Below are 15,857 nucleotides of genomic sequence, written 5' to 3'. Positions count from 1 at the left end.
AAAACCGGGCTGAGATATCTCAGCCCGGTTAAAGTCAAATCAGTCAATCCGACGCTTAGCCAAGGACAGACTTCGCCACCTCAACCACATTGTCAACCGTAAAGCCAAACAGCTTGAACAGCTCGCCAGCCGGCGCTGATTCACCGAAGCTGTGCATACCAATCACCTGACCGTTCAGACCGGTATACTTATACCAGTAGTCCGCTATACCTGCTTCAATTGCTACACGGGCTGTCACTGCCGAAGGCAGAACGGATTCACGATACGCCGCATCCTGTTTGTCGAACACGTCAGTGGCCGGCATTGAAACCACACGCACCTGCTTGCCTTCTTCTGTTAATACAGCCGCAGCCTGAACTGCCAGCTCCACTTCAGAGCCAGTCGCAATCAGGATCAGTTCCGGTGTACCCGCACAGTCTTTCAGGATATAACCCCCTTTGGCGATATCAGCCACCTGTGCCGCTGTCCGCGCTTGCTGAGCCAGATTCTGACGCGAGAAAATCAGTGACGTCGGACCGTCCTGACGCTCAATCGCCAGTTTCCATGCCATCGCAGATTCCACCTGATCACACGGACGCCATGTACTCATATTCGGTGTTAAACGCAGCGAAGCGATTTGTTCAACCGGCTGGTGCGTCGGGCCATCTTCACCCAGACCAATAGAGTCATGGGTATAAACCTGAATGTTTTGCACTTTCATCAGTGCAGCCATCCGCATCGCATTGCGGGCGTATTCCATAAACATCAGAAAAGTGGCGCCATAAGGAATGAAACCACCATGCAGCGCAATCCCGTTGATGATTGCCGTCATGCCAAATTCACGCACACCGTAATGAATGTAGTTCCCGGATGCATCGTCAGCCGTCAGTGATTTCGAACCTGACCACATGGTCAGATTTGATGGTGCCAAATCCGCTGAACCACCCATCAATTCAGGCAGCAGTTTGCCGAAGGCTTCCAGTGCATTCTGAGATGCTTTACGTGATGCGATATTGGCTGGATTCGCCTGCAAATCTGCAATGATTGCGCTGGCTTTCTCTTCCCACTCAGCAGGCAGTTCACCGCTGACCCGGCGCTTGAATTCAGCCGCCAGCTCCGGATGTGCGGCTTCATAAGCGGCCAGTTTTTCCTGCCAGGCTGATTCTTTGGCTGCACCGCTTGCTTTCGCATCCCATGCTTCATACACATCGGCAGGAATATCAAACGGACCATGTTCCCAGCCAAGGAATTCACGGGCTGCTGCGACTTCATCATGGCCCAGCGGTGCACCATGACAATCATGAGAGCCGGATTTATTCGGCGAGCCGAAGCCAATAATTGTTTTCGCACAGATCAGGGTTGGGCGCCCTGTTTCCGCTTTTGCGGCCTGAATTGCGGCATCAATCGCTTCCGGGTCGTGGCCGTCAACCGCCGGGATGACATGCCAGCCGTAGGCTTCAAACCGTTTGGGTGTATCGTCGCTGAACCAGCCTTCGACATGACCATCAATCGAAATACCATTGTCATCCCAGAATGCGATCAGTTTGCCCAGTCCAAGGGTTCCCGCCAGCGAGCAGGCTTCATGAGAAATCCCTTCCATCAGACAGCCATCACCTAAGAAAGCGTAGGTGTAGTGGTCAACAATGTCGTGGTTTTCACGGTTAAACTGCGCAGCCAGTGATTTCTCAGCCAGTGCCATCCCAACCGCATTGGTAATGCCCTGACCCAGCGGACCTGTGGTGGTTTCAACACCCGCGGTGTAACCATATTCCGGGTGACCCGGTGTTTTTGAGTGAAGCTGACGGAAGTTTTTCAGCTCTTCAATTGGCAGATCATACCCCGTCAGATGCAGCAATGAATAAATCAACATAGAGCCATGACCATTGGATAAAACAAACCGGTCACGGTCAGCCCAGTCGGGGTTTTGCGGGTTATGATTGAGGTGAGAGCGCCAGAGCACTTCTGCAATATCCGCCATCCCCATTGGGGCACCAGGGTGGCCGGAATTAGCCTGTTGAACACCATCCATGCTCAGTGCACGAATTGCATTAGCAAGACGTTTGTGGGAAGACATGTCAGCTCCTAATGTCGTAAAGCAAAATCAAAATTAAAACGCGCTGTATTGTCGCAAAGCCCTACAAACTGTGCAAACGATTTCCTCCGGAAAAGAATGGCTCAAACCGCCGATTTAACTATCACGCTCATGAATCACCAAGCGGACGTCTCTTGATTAAGCAAATAGTTGAACATCTTCATATCAAAAATAGCTTGTATTTAAAATCTCACTCCATAGAATAGACGTCTAGATGTTAAAACATCTTTCTGTCCCCTGAGAATGATAATTCAAAACGATCTTGTAAGTGAAAGGCTGTAACAGCTTGAGTGCATAGCAGGGGGATGAGTTCGTGTAAATATTTGAGTAAAGCAAGTTTGCTCACAACCTAAGTGGGGTTCTCATGACAAAACACCTGTTTACTTCTGAATCAGTCTCAGAAGGACATCCGGACAAAATTGCAGACCAGATCTCTGATGCTGTACTTGACGCAATTTTAAAGCAAGATCCTAAGGCTCGTGTCGCTTGTGAAACTTATGTCAAAACAGGCATGGTCATGGTTGGAGGAGAAATCACAACTTCAGCCTGGGTTGATATTGAAGAGTTAACCCGTAACACGGTGCGTGATATTGGTTATACTCACTCAGATATGGGCTTTGATGCGAACTCCTGTGCTGTACTGAACACAATCGGAAAACAGTCACCAGATATCAATCAGGGTGTTGATAAATCAGATCCGAAAGAGCAAGGTGCCGGCGATCAGGGCATTATGTTTGGTTATGCAACCAACGAAACTGATGTATTAATGCCTGCTCCCGTCACTTACGCACACCGACTGGTACAACGTCAGTCAGAAGTCCGTAAAAACGGTACTCTCCCATGGCTACGCCCTGACGCAAAATCTCAGGTCACCTTTCAGTACGATCAGGGCAAAATCGTTGGGATTGATGCCGTGGTTCTTTCAACACAACACAGTGAATCTATCTCAACTGAAGATCTCAGAGAAGCGGTGATGGATGAAATCATCAAACCCGTTTTACCAGCAGAGTGGCTGAGCAAAGAGACCAAATTCTTTATTAACCCGACCGGACGTTTTGTGATCGGTGGTCCAATGGGCGATTGTGGCTTAACCGGCCGGAAAATCATCGTTGATACATACGGCGGTGCAGCCCGTCATGGCGGCGGCGCATTCTCAGGTAAAGATCCATCAAAGGTTGACCGTTCAGCAGCTTACGCTGCCCGCTATGTTGCCAAAAATATTGTTGCAGCAGGTCTGGCAGATCGCTGTGAAATTCAGTTGTCTTATGCCATCGGCGTTGCCGATCCAACCTCAATTATGGTGGAAACATTCGGGACTGAGAAAGTCACTCAGGATGTAATTGTCAATGCAGTTCGTCAGCACTTCGACCTTCGCCCATACGGGTTACAGGAAATGCTGAATCTGTTACAGCCTATCTACCAGAAAACAGCAGCTTATGGTCACTTTGGCCGGAATGAATTCCCGTGGGAAGCGACAGATAAAGTTGAACTGTTGCGTGAGTTTGCAGGTCTGTAATCAGTTTTGCCAGAGAATCCCCGCATCTCGAAAGGGGATTCTCAAGACACAATTGCCATGCATTTAAAACAAATCTCCCCACTTATCACACCACAATTACATCAACTGGCTGTTGATAAAATCAGACAATGCATCACCATTGCTTCACATCACTATAAAACATCTTTTCATGTGCCTGAACTGAGCTATCAATTGCGTGGCAAAGCTGCCGGTAAAGCCTTCCTTCAGCTGTGGGAAATTCGCTTGAATCCGGTTCTGTTTAGCGAAAATCAGCATGAATTCATCACACAGGTGATCCCACATGAAGTGGCTCACTTACTCACATTTGCTCAATATGGTCAGGTTCGTCCTCATGGCAGAGAGTGGCAGCATGTCATGACCAGCCTGTTTGGTCTGTCCCCCGATACAACGCATGACTTTAATGTCACATCCGTTACCGGAAAAACATTTGAATACCGCTGCGGATGTCAGTCACACGCACTTACCATACGCAGACACAATAAAGCAGAACGACAACAGGCAACGTACCGGTGTCGCCATTGTCAACAATTGCTGACTTACACCGGGAAGCAACTTTCATAAGTGAGGAAAATATAAAGTCGTCAAAAAACCTTGTAATTTAGTCATCCAGTGCCCATTTAGTCTGATAAAGTAGAGCCATTTATACCCAAATAATCTAAAGGTGCAGTGTTCAGATTGTTTGGGTATAAAACTCATTCACATAGTGGTTGTCAGGAAAAAATCATGCGAATTCCCCGAATTTATCATCCCGGGCTTCTTCAGCCTTCTCTTCAGATAGCTCTGAGCGAAGATGCATCCGGCCATATAGGGCGGGTACTGCGGATGCAGGAAGGTCAGGAAATCCTGTTATTTGATGGCAGTGGTTTTGAATTCCCGGCAACGCTGACAGAAGTCAGTAAAAAATCAGTCACTGCAACAATTCTTTCCGCTGAAAAAAATGATTGTGAATCGCCGCTGGATCTGCATTTAGGGCAAGTCATTTCCAGAGGGGATAAAATGGAATTCACCATTCAAAAGTCAGTCGAGCTGGGTGTAAATACAATAACACCGTTATTGTCGGAACGGTGTGGCGTCAAACTGGATCAAAAACGTTTTGAGAAAAAACTGAATCAATGGCAAAAAATTGCGATTGGTGCCTGCGAGCAATGCGGCAGAAATATTGTCCCTGAAATCAGACCCGTGATGGCTTTAGAGACATGGTGCTCTGAAAAAACAGACGCATTGAAACTCAATTTACATCCCAGAGCTGCTTTTTCGATTAATACACTGCCGGAACCCGTCAAAAACATCAGGTTGCTGATTGGTCCGGAAGGCGGGTTAACTGCAGAAGAAATACAGATGACCCGGACACACCAGTTTCAGGAAATTATACTGGGACCAAGAGTCCTGCGTACAGAAACAACAGCATTAACGGCAATTGCCGCACTTCAGGTTCGCTTCGGCGATCTGGGTTAACGGAGAAAGAGAATGATAAAACTAGGCGTTGTGATGGATCCAATCGAGTCTATCAATATCAAAAAAGATACAAGCTTTGCAATGATGCTGGAAGCACAGCGTCGTGGTTATGAAATTCACTACATCCAAATGGATGGATTACATCTTGAACAAGGTGTTGCTGTTGCCGATACACAAATTGTCCGTCTGCATGATAATCCGGATCACTGGTTCGATATTCTTTCGACACAAACGATTGAACTTGCCAGTCTCGATGCAGTCATTATGCGCAAAGACCCACCGTTTGATACCGAATATATCTATGCGACATATATTCTTGAAAAAGCAGAAGATGACGGCGCTTTGATCCTTAATAAACCTCAAAGTCTGCGGGATTGTAACGAAAAACTGTTTACTGCATGGTTCCCGGAACTGACACCCAATACACTCGTGACCCGTAAAGCTGAAAAAATTAAATCATTTCGGGATCAACATCAGGATATCATTCTCAAACCACTTGATGGGATGGGTGGCGCATCAATTTTCCGTGTTCAGGCAAATGATCCAAACTTATCTGTGATCATTGAAACCCTGACCAATCACGGACAAAACTACTGTATGGTGCAATCTTTTGTTCCCGATATCAGTAATGGTGATAAACGGATTTTGATCGTGGATGGTGAACCCATGCCATATTGTCTGGCCCGGATTCCCCCCAAGGGAGAAACCCGTGGTAATCTGGCTGCCGGAGGCACCGGAGAAGCGCGTCCGTTAAGTGAAACAGATCTGAAAATTGCTCAGGCTGTTGCGCCGGTTCTGAAAGAAAAAGGACTTATTTTTGTCGGACTGGATGTTATCGGTGATAAATTAACCGAAATTAACGTCACCAGCCCGACTTGTGTTAAAGAAATCGAAGCTGCTTTTGATATCTCCATTACCGGTAAATTAATGGATGCCATTGAACGCCGTATCAAAGCACTTGCAATGTGAGGGAATTCCCTCACCTTTAAAGGTGAATCGCATGAATTTAGCCAATCACTTTCTTGTTGCTATGCCCGGATTAAATGATCCCTACTTCAGTCATAGCGTCATCTATGTATGTGAGCATAACGAATCGGGTGCGATGGGGCTGATGATCAATGCCCCGATAGATATCACTGTAGAAGGCATGCTAAAACAGGTCGATGTCGAACCGGCGTATCCTCAGGATCAAACACAGAGTCTACAAAAACCTGTCTTCAATGGTGGTCCGGTGGCATCTGACCGGGGTTTTATTCTCCACCGTCCCGGAGATTACTATGAATCAAGTGTAAAAATGACTGACGATTTGGCCGTGACGACTTCAAAAGATATTCTGGCGGTGCTTGGCACTTCAGCAGAACCAAGCAAATATATTGTTGCACTGGGATATTCCGGCTGGGAAGCCGGACAACTGGAAACAGAGCTCGCAGAAAACTCATGGCTCACGATCGAAGCCGACCCGGACGTTATTTTTGATACGCCTATCCATGAAAAATGGAACAAAGCATTAAAAAAACTGGGTATTTCTCCGGCACAATTATCTGCAAATGCCGGTCATGCCTGACTATATTCATCAGTACAGATTGAGTGGAACTTATGTCTAAAACGATTATGGCCTTTGATTTTGGTACTAAAAGTATCGGCAGTGCCATCGGGCAGGAAATAACCGCCACCGCGTCCCCATTAAAGGCATTCCAGGCCAAAGACGGCATTCCCAACTGGGATGATATTGAAAAACAGATCAAAGAGTGGCAGCCGGATCTGTTAGTTGTGGGTTTACCGACCGACCTATACGGAGAAGATCTCGAAACCATCACACCAAAAGCCAGAAAATTTGCTAATCGTTTACACGGGCGTTTCGGTCTTCAGGTAGAACTCCATGATGAAAGGCTCTCCACAACAGAAGCCAGAGCAACTATTTTTGAGCAAGGCGGCTACCGTGCTCTGAAAAAAGGTCATGTTGACTGTCAATCGGCAGTCGTGATTCTCCAAAGCTGGTTTGAATATCACTGAGACACACCCTTGAATTCAACCCGCCAGACATGACAAACTGACCCGGTAATGACATCAGACAATCACATCATCATGAATACAATCAAAGACAATATCCTGACGCTACAGGCACGAATAAATCAGGCGAGGGAAAAATACGCAAGAACAGACCATGTGCTTCTGCTGGCGGTCAGCAAAACCAAGCCCGTTGAAGCCATTATTGAAGCCATGGAAGCAGGGCAGCACGCCTTTGGTGAAAATTATGTGCAGGAAGGCACTGACAAAGTACAGTATTTTGCCAGTCATTACCCGCAAAGTGCACTCGAGTGGCATTTTATCGGCCCGATACAATCCAACAAAACCCGTCCGGTTGCTGAGCATTTTTCATGGGTTCATACCGTTGATCGTGCAAAAATAGCACAAAGACTCAATGATCAGCGGCCTGAAAGCCTGCCACCCCTACAGGTACTGATTCAGGTAAATACCAGCAGTGAAGTCTCTAAATCAGGTGTGAACGAGCATGAAATCGCCGCACTTGCCCGGCAGATATCTACATTGCCGAACCTCACACTAAGAGGCCTGATGTCTATTCCGGAAAATGTCTCTGACTACAATTCGCAGTTAGCAGCATTTCAAAAGCTGGCAGCTTTGCAAAAGACACTACAGGCTGAGTATCCGTCTGCCGATACACTCTCGATGGGGATGACCGGTGATATGGAAGCGGCGATAGAAGCAGGAAGTACCATCGTCAGAATAGGTACAGCAATTTTCGGGGCGCGTAATTACAGCAAGTGATATCCGTGTTCAAAAGCCACAGGCGATGAACACTATCATTGATAACCACAGTCAAATACAAAGACAACACAGATAAAGGAATTTTCATGGAACACAGAAAAATTGCTTTTATCGGTGCCGGAAATATGGCGAAAGCCATCATTGCCGGTCTGATTAGCAGTGACTATCCGGCGAATGCAATCACAGCAACAGCACCGGGAAATCAACGCCTGATTCCTTTAGCTGACACATATGGAATCAACACATCAAATGATAACCAGGTGGCGGCGGAACAGGCTGAAGTCATTATTCTGTCAGTCAAACCTCAGTTGCTTGAAACCGTCTGCGAACAACTTAAATCGGTTGATTTAGCAGATAAACTGTTGATTTCAGTTGCTGCTGGTGTCAACTGCAACCGAATCAGTGAAATGCTGAAACAGCCTGAACTGAATCTGATCAGAGTGATGCCAAATACCCCAAGCCTGATTAACCGGGGCATGAGTGGATTATTTGCGACCTGTCAGGTCAGCGCTAACGACAAAACATTTGCGACCCAACTTTTTCAGGCGACTGGTGAAATATGCTGGGTTCAGCATGAAGCACAAATCAATGCTATTATTGCCGCGGCAGGCAGTGCACCAGCCTATTTTTTCCTGTTCATGGAAGCTATCCAAAAAGAAGCGATGGCTCAGGGATTTGATCAGGACACCGCTCGCCTGCTGGTTCAGCAGACAGCAATTGGTGCCGCTGAGATGGTCAAAGTCAACAGTGATACAGAGCTTTCTGTTCTTCGGGAACAGGTCACCTCAAAGGGCGGTACGACGGCAGAAGCCATCAGAACATTCAATGAACATCATTTATCAGAAATTGTGGCTAAAGCAATGCAAGCAGCAGTCAGCCGCGCTGAAGAAATGGAAAAATTATTTTAAACAAACGCTTTCAGAAAGCGTCATTCAGTCAGAGTAAGGGCCATTTATGAATGCGATTAGTTTTCTCATCTCTACCCTGTTTAACCTGTATATCATGGCTGTTATTATGCGCATCTGGCTTCAGGCCGCGCGCGCTGATTTTTATAACCCGTTTTCACAGTTTGTTGTTAAAGCAACACAGCCTGTCGTTGCCCCGTTACGCCGCATGATTCCATCTATTGGGAGCATCGATTTGGCAACAGTTCTGTTTGCCTATGTGTTATGCATCCTGAAATTTGTCCTGCTGGTCTTTGTCGCGACTGGTTCATTTAGTTTCCAGCCATACTACTTTTACATCAGTTTGCTGGCTCTGATCAAAGCTGCCGGCGGACTTCTGTTCTGGGTGCTGCTGATCAGGGCGATCATGAGCTGGGTCAGTCAGGGACGCAGTCCGGTTGAATATGTCTTTATGCAAATTACAGAACCATTTCTGGCACCGATTCGCCGCATCCTGCCTGATCTGGGAGGCATCGACCTGAGCGTTCTGGTTTTATTTATCCTGCTGCAGTTTGTCAATATTCTGATAGGGAATTTGATTGGCCCAATCTGGGGTCAGCTGTAATGAATGCAATTCGCAAAGATGGCGATGATGTGGTGCTGAATTTATATATTCAGCCGAAAGCCAGCCGGGATAATGTGGTTGGTATTCATGGAGAAGAAGTCAAAATTGCGATTACAGCGCCGCCGGTTGACGGTAAGGCTAATGCACATCTGACCAGATATCTGGCGAAACAGTTCAAAGTAGCGAAAAGCCGGGTTGAAATAGAGAAAGGAGAACTGGGCAGACATAAGCAGGTCAGAATCCAGTCTCCGGGGGAAATACCTGCTGCTTTTCAGGCACTGATATCATAACCACCCCGCCCAACATTAATGACAAACCCCGTATGTAAAGTACGGGGTTGATTGACATCCGGGTAATACCAATTCCACTTATTTTCTGATCAGAAGTTCAGGGCGTGGTAAACACCGCACCTAAATGAATTCTGTGCAACAATTCTATAGCCAGCTTTTGATAAATATCCGGAGAGTATGTATCGGAGGGAACATACTGGATTTCTGAAATATAGTAGTTTTTCCCGGCTTCCTGATTAATCAGTGATAATCCGGCCCTGACTTGCTCAAGCACATCCAGAGCCCCAACTCTCAGCTCTTCATTTGGCAGTACAGGTAATGCCGTTACTTTCGTATCCTGTTTCAGGTCAGATAACCGAATCGCCAAAAAGTTATGCGAACGCCCTGCAATATGGTTCGCTTTATAAAGCCCGTTGTTAAAGCTAAATTGCATCATTATTTATTATGATCTGGCACCTGTATCAACAGATAACCAGAAAACCCTCTTAATTTATTTAGTCAACACAAAATAAAATTCAAAAATGAATGAATTTATATGCTTAGAATAATTATGATATGATTAAATATTCACCACCAAGGTTATCAAGTATTTTTTACAACATTCCAGAGCAGTATCACAAGTCGCATATGTTTTTTTGTCATTTATCACAAAAGATATTGCAAAATATATATAAAACAAACGGTCCGACCAGTGCATAAACAGTCAGTTTATTTCAATTTTCTATGACAATTTTGCCGTGATTAGGGTCTGTTGAACAACGTGAGTGAATGAATTTTTTATGATGCGAAGCTCTGATTGCTGATAATTGTCCAGAGCACCGTGCGAGCCCCTCAGCAATATATCAAGGGCACTGATCATCTCAGGGATCACGTTTCCGGCAGCGGGCATTAATCATGTCTTCTACCAGTTTTTGCTCCTTCCTTGCTTTTTCATAGTTTTGCCGGGCACGCCATCGCTCCAGCGCCTGCTCCAGCCCCTTTACCCGGGCATGTTTATGCGCCAGTACTTTTTGTACTGAGTGGCATTCAGCCTCCATCAACGCTTCTTCCTGCTGATGGTGGCTCAGCATCTTTTGCAGCATCTGATCAACCCGGTTCAGATTCATCAGTAATGCGCTGTTTAATAAGGGAACACGACGTGCAGACTGACCGGAATGAGACTTCAAATCTGCCAGCTGTTCGAGCTGTTCCTGCATATTTTGTTGCCGCTGGCGCATCACATCCAACTGCTGCCCGAGCCGATCCCGCAGCTTTTCTTCGACTTGTTGTAACCTGCCAACTGCCCTGAGTTTCGAGTCATCCATCAGACTGCTCCGGCTTCATTTCCCTGAAACAGGGTCGCTAATTCTGTCAGACTATCCTGATAGCTGATTGTTTCACCGGCTGACTGCTGTAAATAGGCTTTGAGTCCCGGATACATCGCGACAGCCTGATCCAGCTCCGGATCCTGACCTGGCTGATATCCACCAAGTGGCAACAACTCCTTTACCTGAAGATAATTAGCGTAGAAATGGCGGAACTGATTCGCCACCATCACATGGGAAGGATGCGAACAAGCGGTCATACAACGACTGATAGAAGCATTTAAATCAATAGCAGGATAGTGTCCCTGCTCAGCTAACTGCCGTGAAAGCACCACATGTCCATCGAGAATCGCCCGTGCAGAGTCAACCACCGGATCCTGTTGATCATCACCTTCGGCCAGAACGGTATAAATCGCGGTTAGACTTCCGTCAGGATTTTCACTATTGCCGGCCCGTTCAAGTAACTGAGGTAAAATACCGAACACTGAAGGCGGATAGCCACGGGTTGCCGGGGGTTCTCCCAACGCCAAAGCAATTTCACGCTGAGCCATCGCATAGCGGGTCAGAGAATCCATTAAAAGCAGCACATCATTACTTTGATCACGAAAATATTCTGCGACCCGGTGGCACAATAACGTCGCCCGAAGACGCATGAGCGGAGACTCATCTGCCGGAGCCGCAATAATAATCGCTTTCCGGCGGGCTTCAGGGGTCAGGTTCCGCTCAATAAATTCCCGGACTTCCCGCCCCCGCTCACCAATTAATCCGACAACAATCACATCCGCCTGGGTATTTTTGGTTAACATGCCAAGCAGGACACTTTTTCCGACACCACTCCCGGCCATCAGGCCAATCCGCTGCCCCTTACCAATTGTCAGTAAACCATTAATCGTTCTTACACCGACATCAAGCGGTGTATCGACCGGACGACGTTTCAGCGGGTTGATCTGTCTGGCTTCCAGAGAAACTCTTTCTCCGCCTTTCAAAGCCGGGCCATCATCCAACACTTCACCCAAACCATTCACGACCCGTCCCAGCCACTGATGGCTGATATGAACGGTACTGTCTCCGTCAAGCGGAACAACCTTCGCACCCGCGAAAAGCCCCCCCCCAAACGACGTATCGGCATCAGATAAGCCACATTGTGATCAAAACCAACCACCTGAGCTTCGATCATCGTCCCTTCTGCCGTTTCAACCAGACAACGTTGCTCGAGTCTGAACCGGCATCCTACTGCCTGCATCATCAGGCCATTCACTTTCACTAAACGGCCTGTCACCCGTGCAACCGGAACCGAATCCAGTGAAGCAATCGCTTCATTCAGACGTTCAGACAGTAAGATCTGGGCCCGTGAATGACTCATTCAGCCGCCTCTTCCGCTACCTGAGAAGCCTGCTGGATCCCGGGCTCAGCGCTGTGATCACCTTCCGTCACCTCAGGCAAAACCGCAATTTCTTCCAGCATATGCTGTTTCACATTATCCATGCATGCCTGAAGACGGGAATCACAGCTTGCATCGGCTTCGGCATCTTCAGTCACCAGCTGGCAGCCGCCTGCCGGTAATTCAGGATTAGCAACCAGCTTCCATACCTCCGGTAAATCAGCATTAATCTGTTTTATCCGCTCTAAATCCTGAGGATTCAGATGAACGGTCACCGATTCAGATTTTCCGGGCATGGCTTCCAGCGTTTCATCCACTAAAGACAATATCTGTTGTGGCATCAGAGTCAGTTCTGCACGAATCACCTGCTGGGCAACCTTTTGTACCAGTTCACAAATGATATGACGCTGCTGTTGTTCACGCTCTTCAAGCCAGCGGGAAAGCGTCTGATAAATATCATGAACGGGTTTGGCGGCTTCCATAAACGTCTGCTTGCCGGATTGCTCTCCGGACACAAACCCACGCTGAAATCCCTCTTTTTGCCCTTCCAGAAGCCCTTGCTGTTTTCCCTGCTCAACGCCCTGAACCAAACCGTCATCATAACCTTGCTGAACACCTTGCTGAAATCCAGCCTCAAGCTTTTCCTGTAACGCGGCCTGTTCATCAAACCACTGGTCATCAGATTCCGGCAACTCGCCCGGCAATTTGAGTGGCTGAGCCATTGGCGGAAAACGGTAGGCCCGGTAGTTTCCCTGCATCCGGTGCATGATTTTATCTGACTTCATTGCTTACTCCACCGTCGGTTCCTGATAAAGCAGTAATTCAACTTCACCAGAATCACTCAATTCACGGACAATCTGCATAATTTCCTGACGGGACTGCTCAACCCGGCTGAGCGGTAGAGCACCACGCACCTGCATCTCATCTTCCAGCGCTTTCACCATCCGCTGCGGCATTGAACGCTTAATCGCCTGTTGCAAGGTGATATCGGCACCTTTCAGAGCCACAGTCCACAATTCCAGTGGCACTTCCTGTACCAGCCGATCCATGGTTTCTTCGGTCTGGCGTCCGAGAACAAGGAATTCAAACATGTTCTCTTCAATTTCTTCCACCACATTTTCATCATGCAGCTTGAGCATTTCCATCAGTGCCGCCCGATCACCCTGGAAGCGGTTAATGATATCCGCAACCTGCTTCACACCAGACAGTGGTGCACTCTGGGTGACTGAAACCTGCTCGATGCAACGCTCAATTAAATCATTCAAATCATTCGCGATCTGATGATCAATATCCTGCAAGCGGGCAATCCGGTACAGAAGCTCATCATGATAATCCTGTGGTAAATGTTTCAGCACATCTGAAGAACTGTCTGCCGGTAAATAGGCAAGGAAAATAGCTTGCATCTGAGGGTGCTCGTCCGCAATAAACCGGGCGAGAATCTCTGAATCAACCCACTGCAAACGCTGCATATTATTACGGATTTCATCGCCATAAAGATTGTTCAGCAATCCTTTCGCCAAATCATTCCCCAGCGCTTTACGCAAGGTATTTGAAAGATATTCTTTTGAAGCCCCCCGGATCCCGCTATGCTGGCGGAAATCATCAAAGAAACTTTGAATCACCCGATGGGCGTTATCACTTTTAATCCCGCTGAGTTTTGCCATCGCACGGGTGACCCGCTGCGTTTCATCACGGCTGAAGTGACGCAGCACTTTCGCTGCCGCATCTTCACCCATACCGAGTAAAACCAGTGCGGTTTGTTCAACAGGATTAAGCTTGTTCTGCTTCTGCGTCGACTCTGCTGTGTTCATTAACATTCACCCATTGTTTCAGTACTTCGGCAACCCGTTGCGGTTCTTCATTTGCAATCAGTTGTAAGTGTTTCAATTGAATCTCCAGCGGCGATCCTGGTGGTGGCAACATATCACTGCCGACATCCAGTCCGTTGGAACCTGAGATACCTTTCTCTGCCAGACGACGATTCAGCGCTTCTTCACGCTCACGCTCCTCACGTGTTTGCAGATTATCGTAAACCGGCTCATCCTGTTCAGCAGCAGCTTCAGCTTCCGGATCGCGGCGATCCGCACCGGTCAGATGCATCACCAGCGGACGCAGAACAAAGAAGATCATCGCCAGTCCCAACATACCGCCAATCACATAACGTAAAGGCTGCTGCACAGTTGGATCCTGCCACCACGGGATCTGAGGCGGCGCTTCAATCTCAACCGGTGTGAAGTTGAAGCTCATCAGACTCAGGCTGTCCCCGCGGGAGGTCGTCATCCCAACCGCTTCTTTAATCATGTCGCTGATCTGAGTTTTCTCTTCATCTGTCCAGGCTGTACCATTTGGCGCAACCGCTGAATTCAGCAAGACAGAAATGCTGAGTTTGTTAATGTGTCCCTGCTGATATTGTGTCCGGCGCACTTTACTGCCAACCGCATACTGACGGTTCACTTCGGAACGGGCGTTGGTATTCTGGCTGTCTTTGGTCGGTTTTTCTCCGGTCACCGGCGGTTCGTTACTGAGTGACCCCGGAACCCCCAAAGCAATTTGATCGACGGAGTTATTATTGATGGTGTGCTCGCTGCGAACAACAGGATCATCACTCATCACTTCACTGGTTTCTTCAACCCGGCTGAAGTCCATATCGGCGGCAACCTGAACCCGGAAATTACTCGGACCGACGATGGGCGTCAGCATATCCGAAGCCCGGCGGATAATCTGTTTCTCGACGTTTTTCTGATATTCAAGAAACTTCGCGTTGACTTTTCCTGATTCAGCAGAACCAATGTCAGCACTCAACAAGCGGCCGTACTGGTCAATCACAGACACAAATTCCGGTTTCATGCCGGTCACACTGCCAGCAACAAGGTTAACAATCGCTTCTACCTGTTCTGGTTTCAGATCATCGCCGGGATTCAGTTCCAACATCACCGAGGCAGAAGGATTTTCACCATTTTGTCTGACGAAGAGGGTTTCACGTGGAATCGCTAAGTGTACCCGGGCATTATTCACCGCATTTAACGAGATGATAGTCCGGACTAATTCACCTTCCAGACCATGACGATAACGGGCCGTCTCCATAAACTGACTGGTCCCGAGTGAACTGTCATCTTTCAGTGTATCCAGTCCCGTCGGCAGCTTAGCCTTTACACCTTTTGCCGCCAGCAGCATCCGGGTATGTGCCACCTGACCTTCAGGCACAAGCACCTGACCATTCTGTTCCTGCAGGCGGTAAGTGATGCCTTCAGACTCCAGAACCGAGATAATATCACCGATATCAAAACGTTCCTGCTGACTGTAAAGCGGGCGGAAGCTCTGTGCAGAACTCCATAAAGCGACCACAATGATTGCTGCAACAATCGTTGCCAGCACAGCAGATAACACCAGATTGCGCTGACTGCTTGACCATAAGTCCTTCATCTTACGTGTCAGGTTATCCATGTTATCAGCAGCCACAGGTTGAGCTGGTGTGGCCGTCGCCGCTGCAGCGCCAGCCACATGTGTTGAAAGTTCAGCCATA

16 protein-coding genes and 1 pseudogene are annotated in these 15,857 nt (G+C 47.8%); 10 read left to right on the top strand and 7 right to left on the bottom strand.

All coding sequences use genetic code 11. The features are described 5' to 3' along the window. Positions 1 to 55: 55 nt before the first annotated feature. On the bottom strand, positions 56 to 2,053 hold the full coding sequence (gene tkt / locus OCV29_RS02970) for a transketolase (protein WP_073603473.1): 1,998 nt from the start codon (positions 2,051 to 2,053) through the stop codon (positions 56 to 58). A 382-nt stretch (positions 2,054 to 2,435) separates the two neighbouring features. Here tkt and metK point away from each other — a divergent pair, with 382 nt between their 5' ends. The 10 genes from metK to yggU all read left to right on the top strand — a co-directional run bounded on the left by metK (position 2,436) and on the right by yggU (position 9,649). After that, on the top strand, positions 2,436 to 3,587 hold the full coding sequence (gene metK, locus OCV29_RS02965) for a methionine adenosyltransferase (protein ID WP_073603474.1): 1,152 nt from the start codon (positions 2,436 to 2,438) through the stop codon (positions 3,585 to 3,587). Positions 3,588 to 3,644: 57 nt separating this feature from the next. Further along, positions 3,645 to 4,169, top strand: coding sequence for a SprT family zinc-dependent metalloprotease (locus OCV29_RS02960; RefSeq protein WP_073603475.1), 525 nt, complete (start codon positions 3,645 to 3,647; stop codon positions 4,167 to 4,169). A gap of 162 nt (positions 4,170 to 4,331) precedes the next feature. After that, positions 4,332 to 5,063, top strand: a complete 732-nt coding sequence (gene rsmE / locus OCV29_RS02955) for a 16S rRNA (uracil(1498)-N(3))-methyltransferase (protein ID WP_073603476.1) — start codon at positions 4,332 to 4,334, stop codon at positions 5,061 to 5,063. A 12-nt stretch (positions 5,064 to 5,075) separates the two neighbouring features. Further along, entirely contained in the window at positions 5,076 to 6,032 is a 957-nt protein-coding gene (gene gshB, locus OCV29_RS02950) for a glutathione synthase (RefSeq protein WP_073603477.1), read from the top strand. Between the two features lie 31 nt (positions 6,033 to 6,063). Next, positions 6,064 to 6,627 (top strand): YqgE/AlgH family protein, encoded by a 564-nt coding sequence (locus OCV29_RS02945; protein ID WP_073603478.1) that lies wholly within the window; start codon positions 6,064 to 6,066, stop codon positions 6,625 to 6,627. Positions 6,628 to 6,659: 32 nt separating this feature from the next. After that, positions 6,660 to 7,076, top strand: a complete 417-nt coding sequence (ruvX, locus tag OCV29_RS02940; protein ID WP_073603479.1) for a Holliday junction resolvase RuvX — start codon at positions 6,660 to 6,662, stop codon at positions 7,074 to 7,076. A 72-nt stretch (positions 7,077 to 7,148) separates the two neighbouring features. Next, complete coding sequence (locus OCV29_RS02935; protein ID WP_073603593.1) at positions 7,149 to 7,850, top strand: YggS family pyridoxal phosphate-dependent enzyme; 702 nt, start codon at positions 7,149 to 7,151, stop codon at positions 7,848 to 7,850. An 86-nt stretch (positions 7,851 to 7,936) separates the two neighbouring features. Beyond that, positions 7,937 to 8,758, top strand: a complete 822-nt coding sequence (proC, locus tag OCV29_RS02930) for a pyrroline-5-carboxylate reductase (protein ID WP_073603480.1) — start codon at positions 7,937 to 7,939, stop codon at positions 8,756 to 8,758. A gap of 46 nt (positions 8,759 to 8,804) precedes the next feature. Beyond that, positions 8,805 to 9,359 carry a YggT family protein gene (locus OCV29_RS02925; protein WP_073603481.1) on the top strand — a complete coding sequence of 185 codons (555 nt, stop codon included), beginning with the start codon at positions 8,805 to 8,807 and terminating at the stop codon, positions 9,357 to 9,359. Further along, the gene (yggU, locus tag OCV29_RS02920; protein ID WP_073603482.1) at positions 9,359 to 9,649 is read left to right on the top strand and encodes a DUF167 family protein YggU; all 291 of its coding nucleotides are present in this window, start codon (positions 9,359 to 9,361) and stop codon (positions 9,647 to 9,649) included. Before OCV29_RS02925 ends, yggU begins: the two co-directional genes overlap by 1 nt. A gap of 97 nt (positions 9,650 to 9,746) precedes the next feature. On the opposite strand, the gene OCV29_RS02915 is transcribed toward yggU, so the two are convergent. From OCV29_RS02915 to fliF, 6 genes and pseudogenes are all read right to left on the bottom strand, one after another. Beyond that, positions 9,747 to 10,085, bottom strand: a complete 339-nt coding sequence (locus tag OCV29_RS02915; protein ID WP_073603483.1) for a hypothetical protein — start codon at positions 10,083 to 10,085, stop codon at positions 9,747 to 9,749. Between the two features lie 424 nt (positions 10,086 to 10,509). Then, positions 10,510 to 10,953, bottom strand: coding sequence for a flagellar export protein FliJ (gene fliJ, locus OCV29_RS02910; RefSeq protein WP_073603484.1), 444 nt, complete (start codon positions 10,951 to 10,953; stop codon positions 10,510 to 10,512). Further along, positions 10,953 to 12,316 (bottom strand): annotated as a pseudogene (locus OCV29_RS02905) (FliI/YscN family ATPase). The gene fliJ and the pseudogene OCV29_RS02905 overlap by 1 nt, the downstream one beginning before the upstream one ends. Next, positions 12,313 to 13,119 carry a flagellar assembly protein FliH gene (gene fliH, locus OCV29_RS02900; RefSeq protein ID WP_073603485.1) on the bottom strand — a complete coding sequence of 269 codons (807 nt, stop codon included), beginning with the start codon at positions 13,117 to 13,119 and terminating at the stop codon, positions 12,313 to 12,315. The pseudogene OCV29_RS02905 and the gene fliH overlap by 4 nt, the downstream one beginning before the upstream one ends. A gap of 3 nt (positions 13,120 to 13,122) precedes the next feature. Next, a complete protein-coding gene (locus OCV29_RS02895; RefSeq protein ID WP_073603486.1) occupies positions 13,123 to 14,145 on the bottom strand; it encodes a flagellar motor switch protein FliG in 1,023 nt (340 codons plus the stop codon). Next, a complete protein-coding gene (gene fliF / locus OCV29_RS02890) occupies positions 14,105 to 15,856 on the bottom strand; it encodes a flagellar basal-body MS-ring/collar protein FliF (RefSeq protein ID WP_073603487.1) in 1,752 nt (583 codons plus the stop codon). Before fliF ends, OCV29_RS02895 begins: the two co-directional genes overlap by 41 nt. Between the last annotated feature and the right edge of the window lies 1 nt (position 15,857).

Source organism: Vibrio aerogenes, assembly GCF_024346755.1.
Classification (GTDB): domain Bacteria; phylum Pseudomonadota; class Gammaproteobacteria; order Enterobacterales; family Vibrionaceae; genus Vibrio; species Vibrio aerogenes.
The sequence above is the reverse complement of the archived record's forward strand: the minus strand, read 5'-3'. Positions and strand labels throughout refer to the sequence as shown.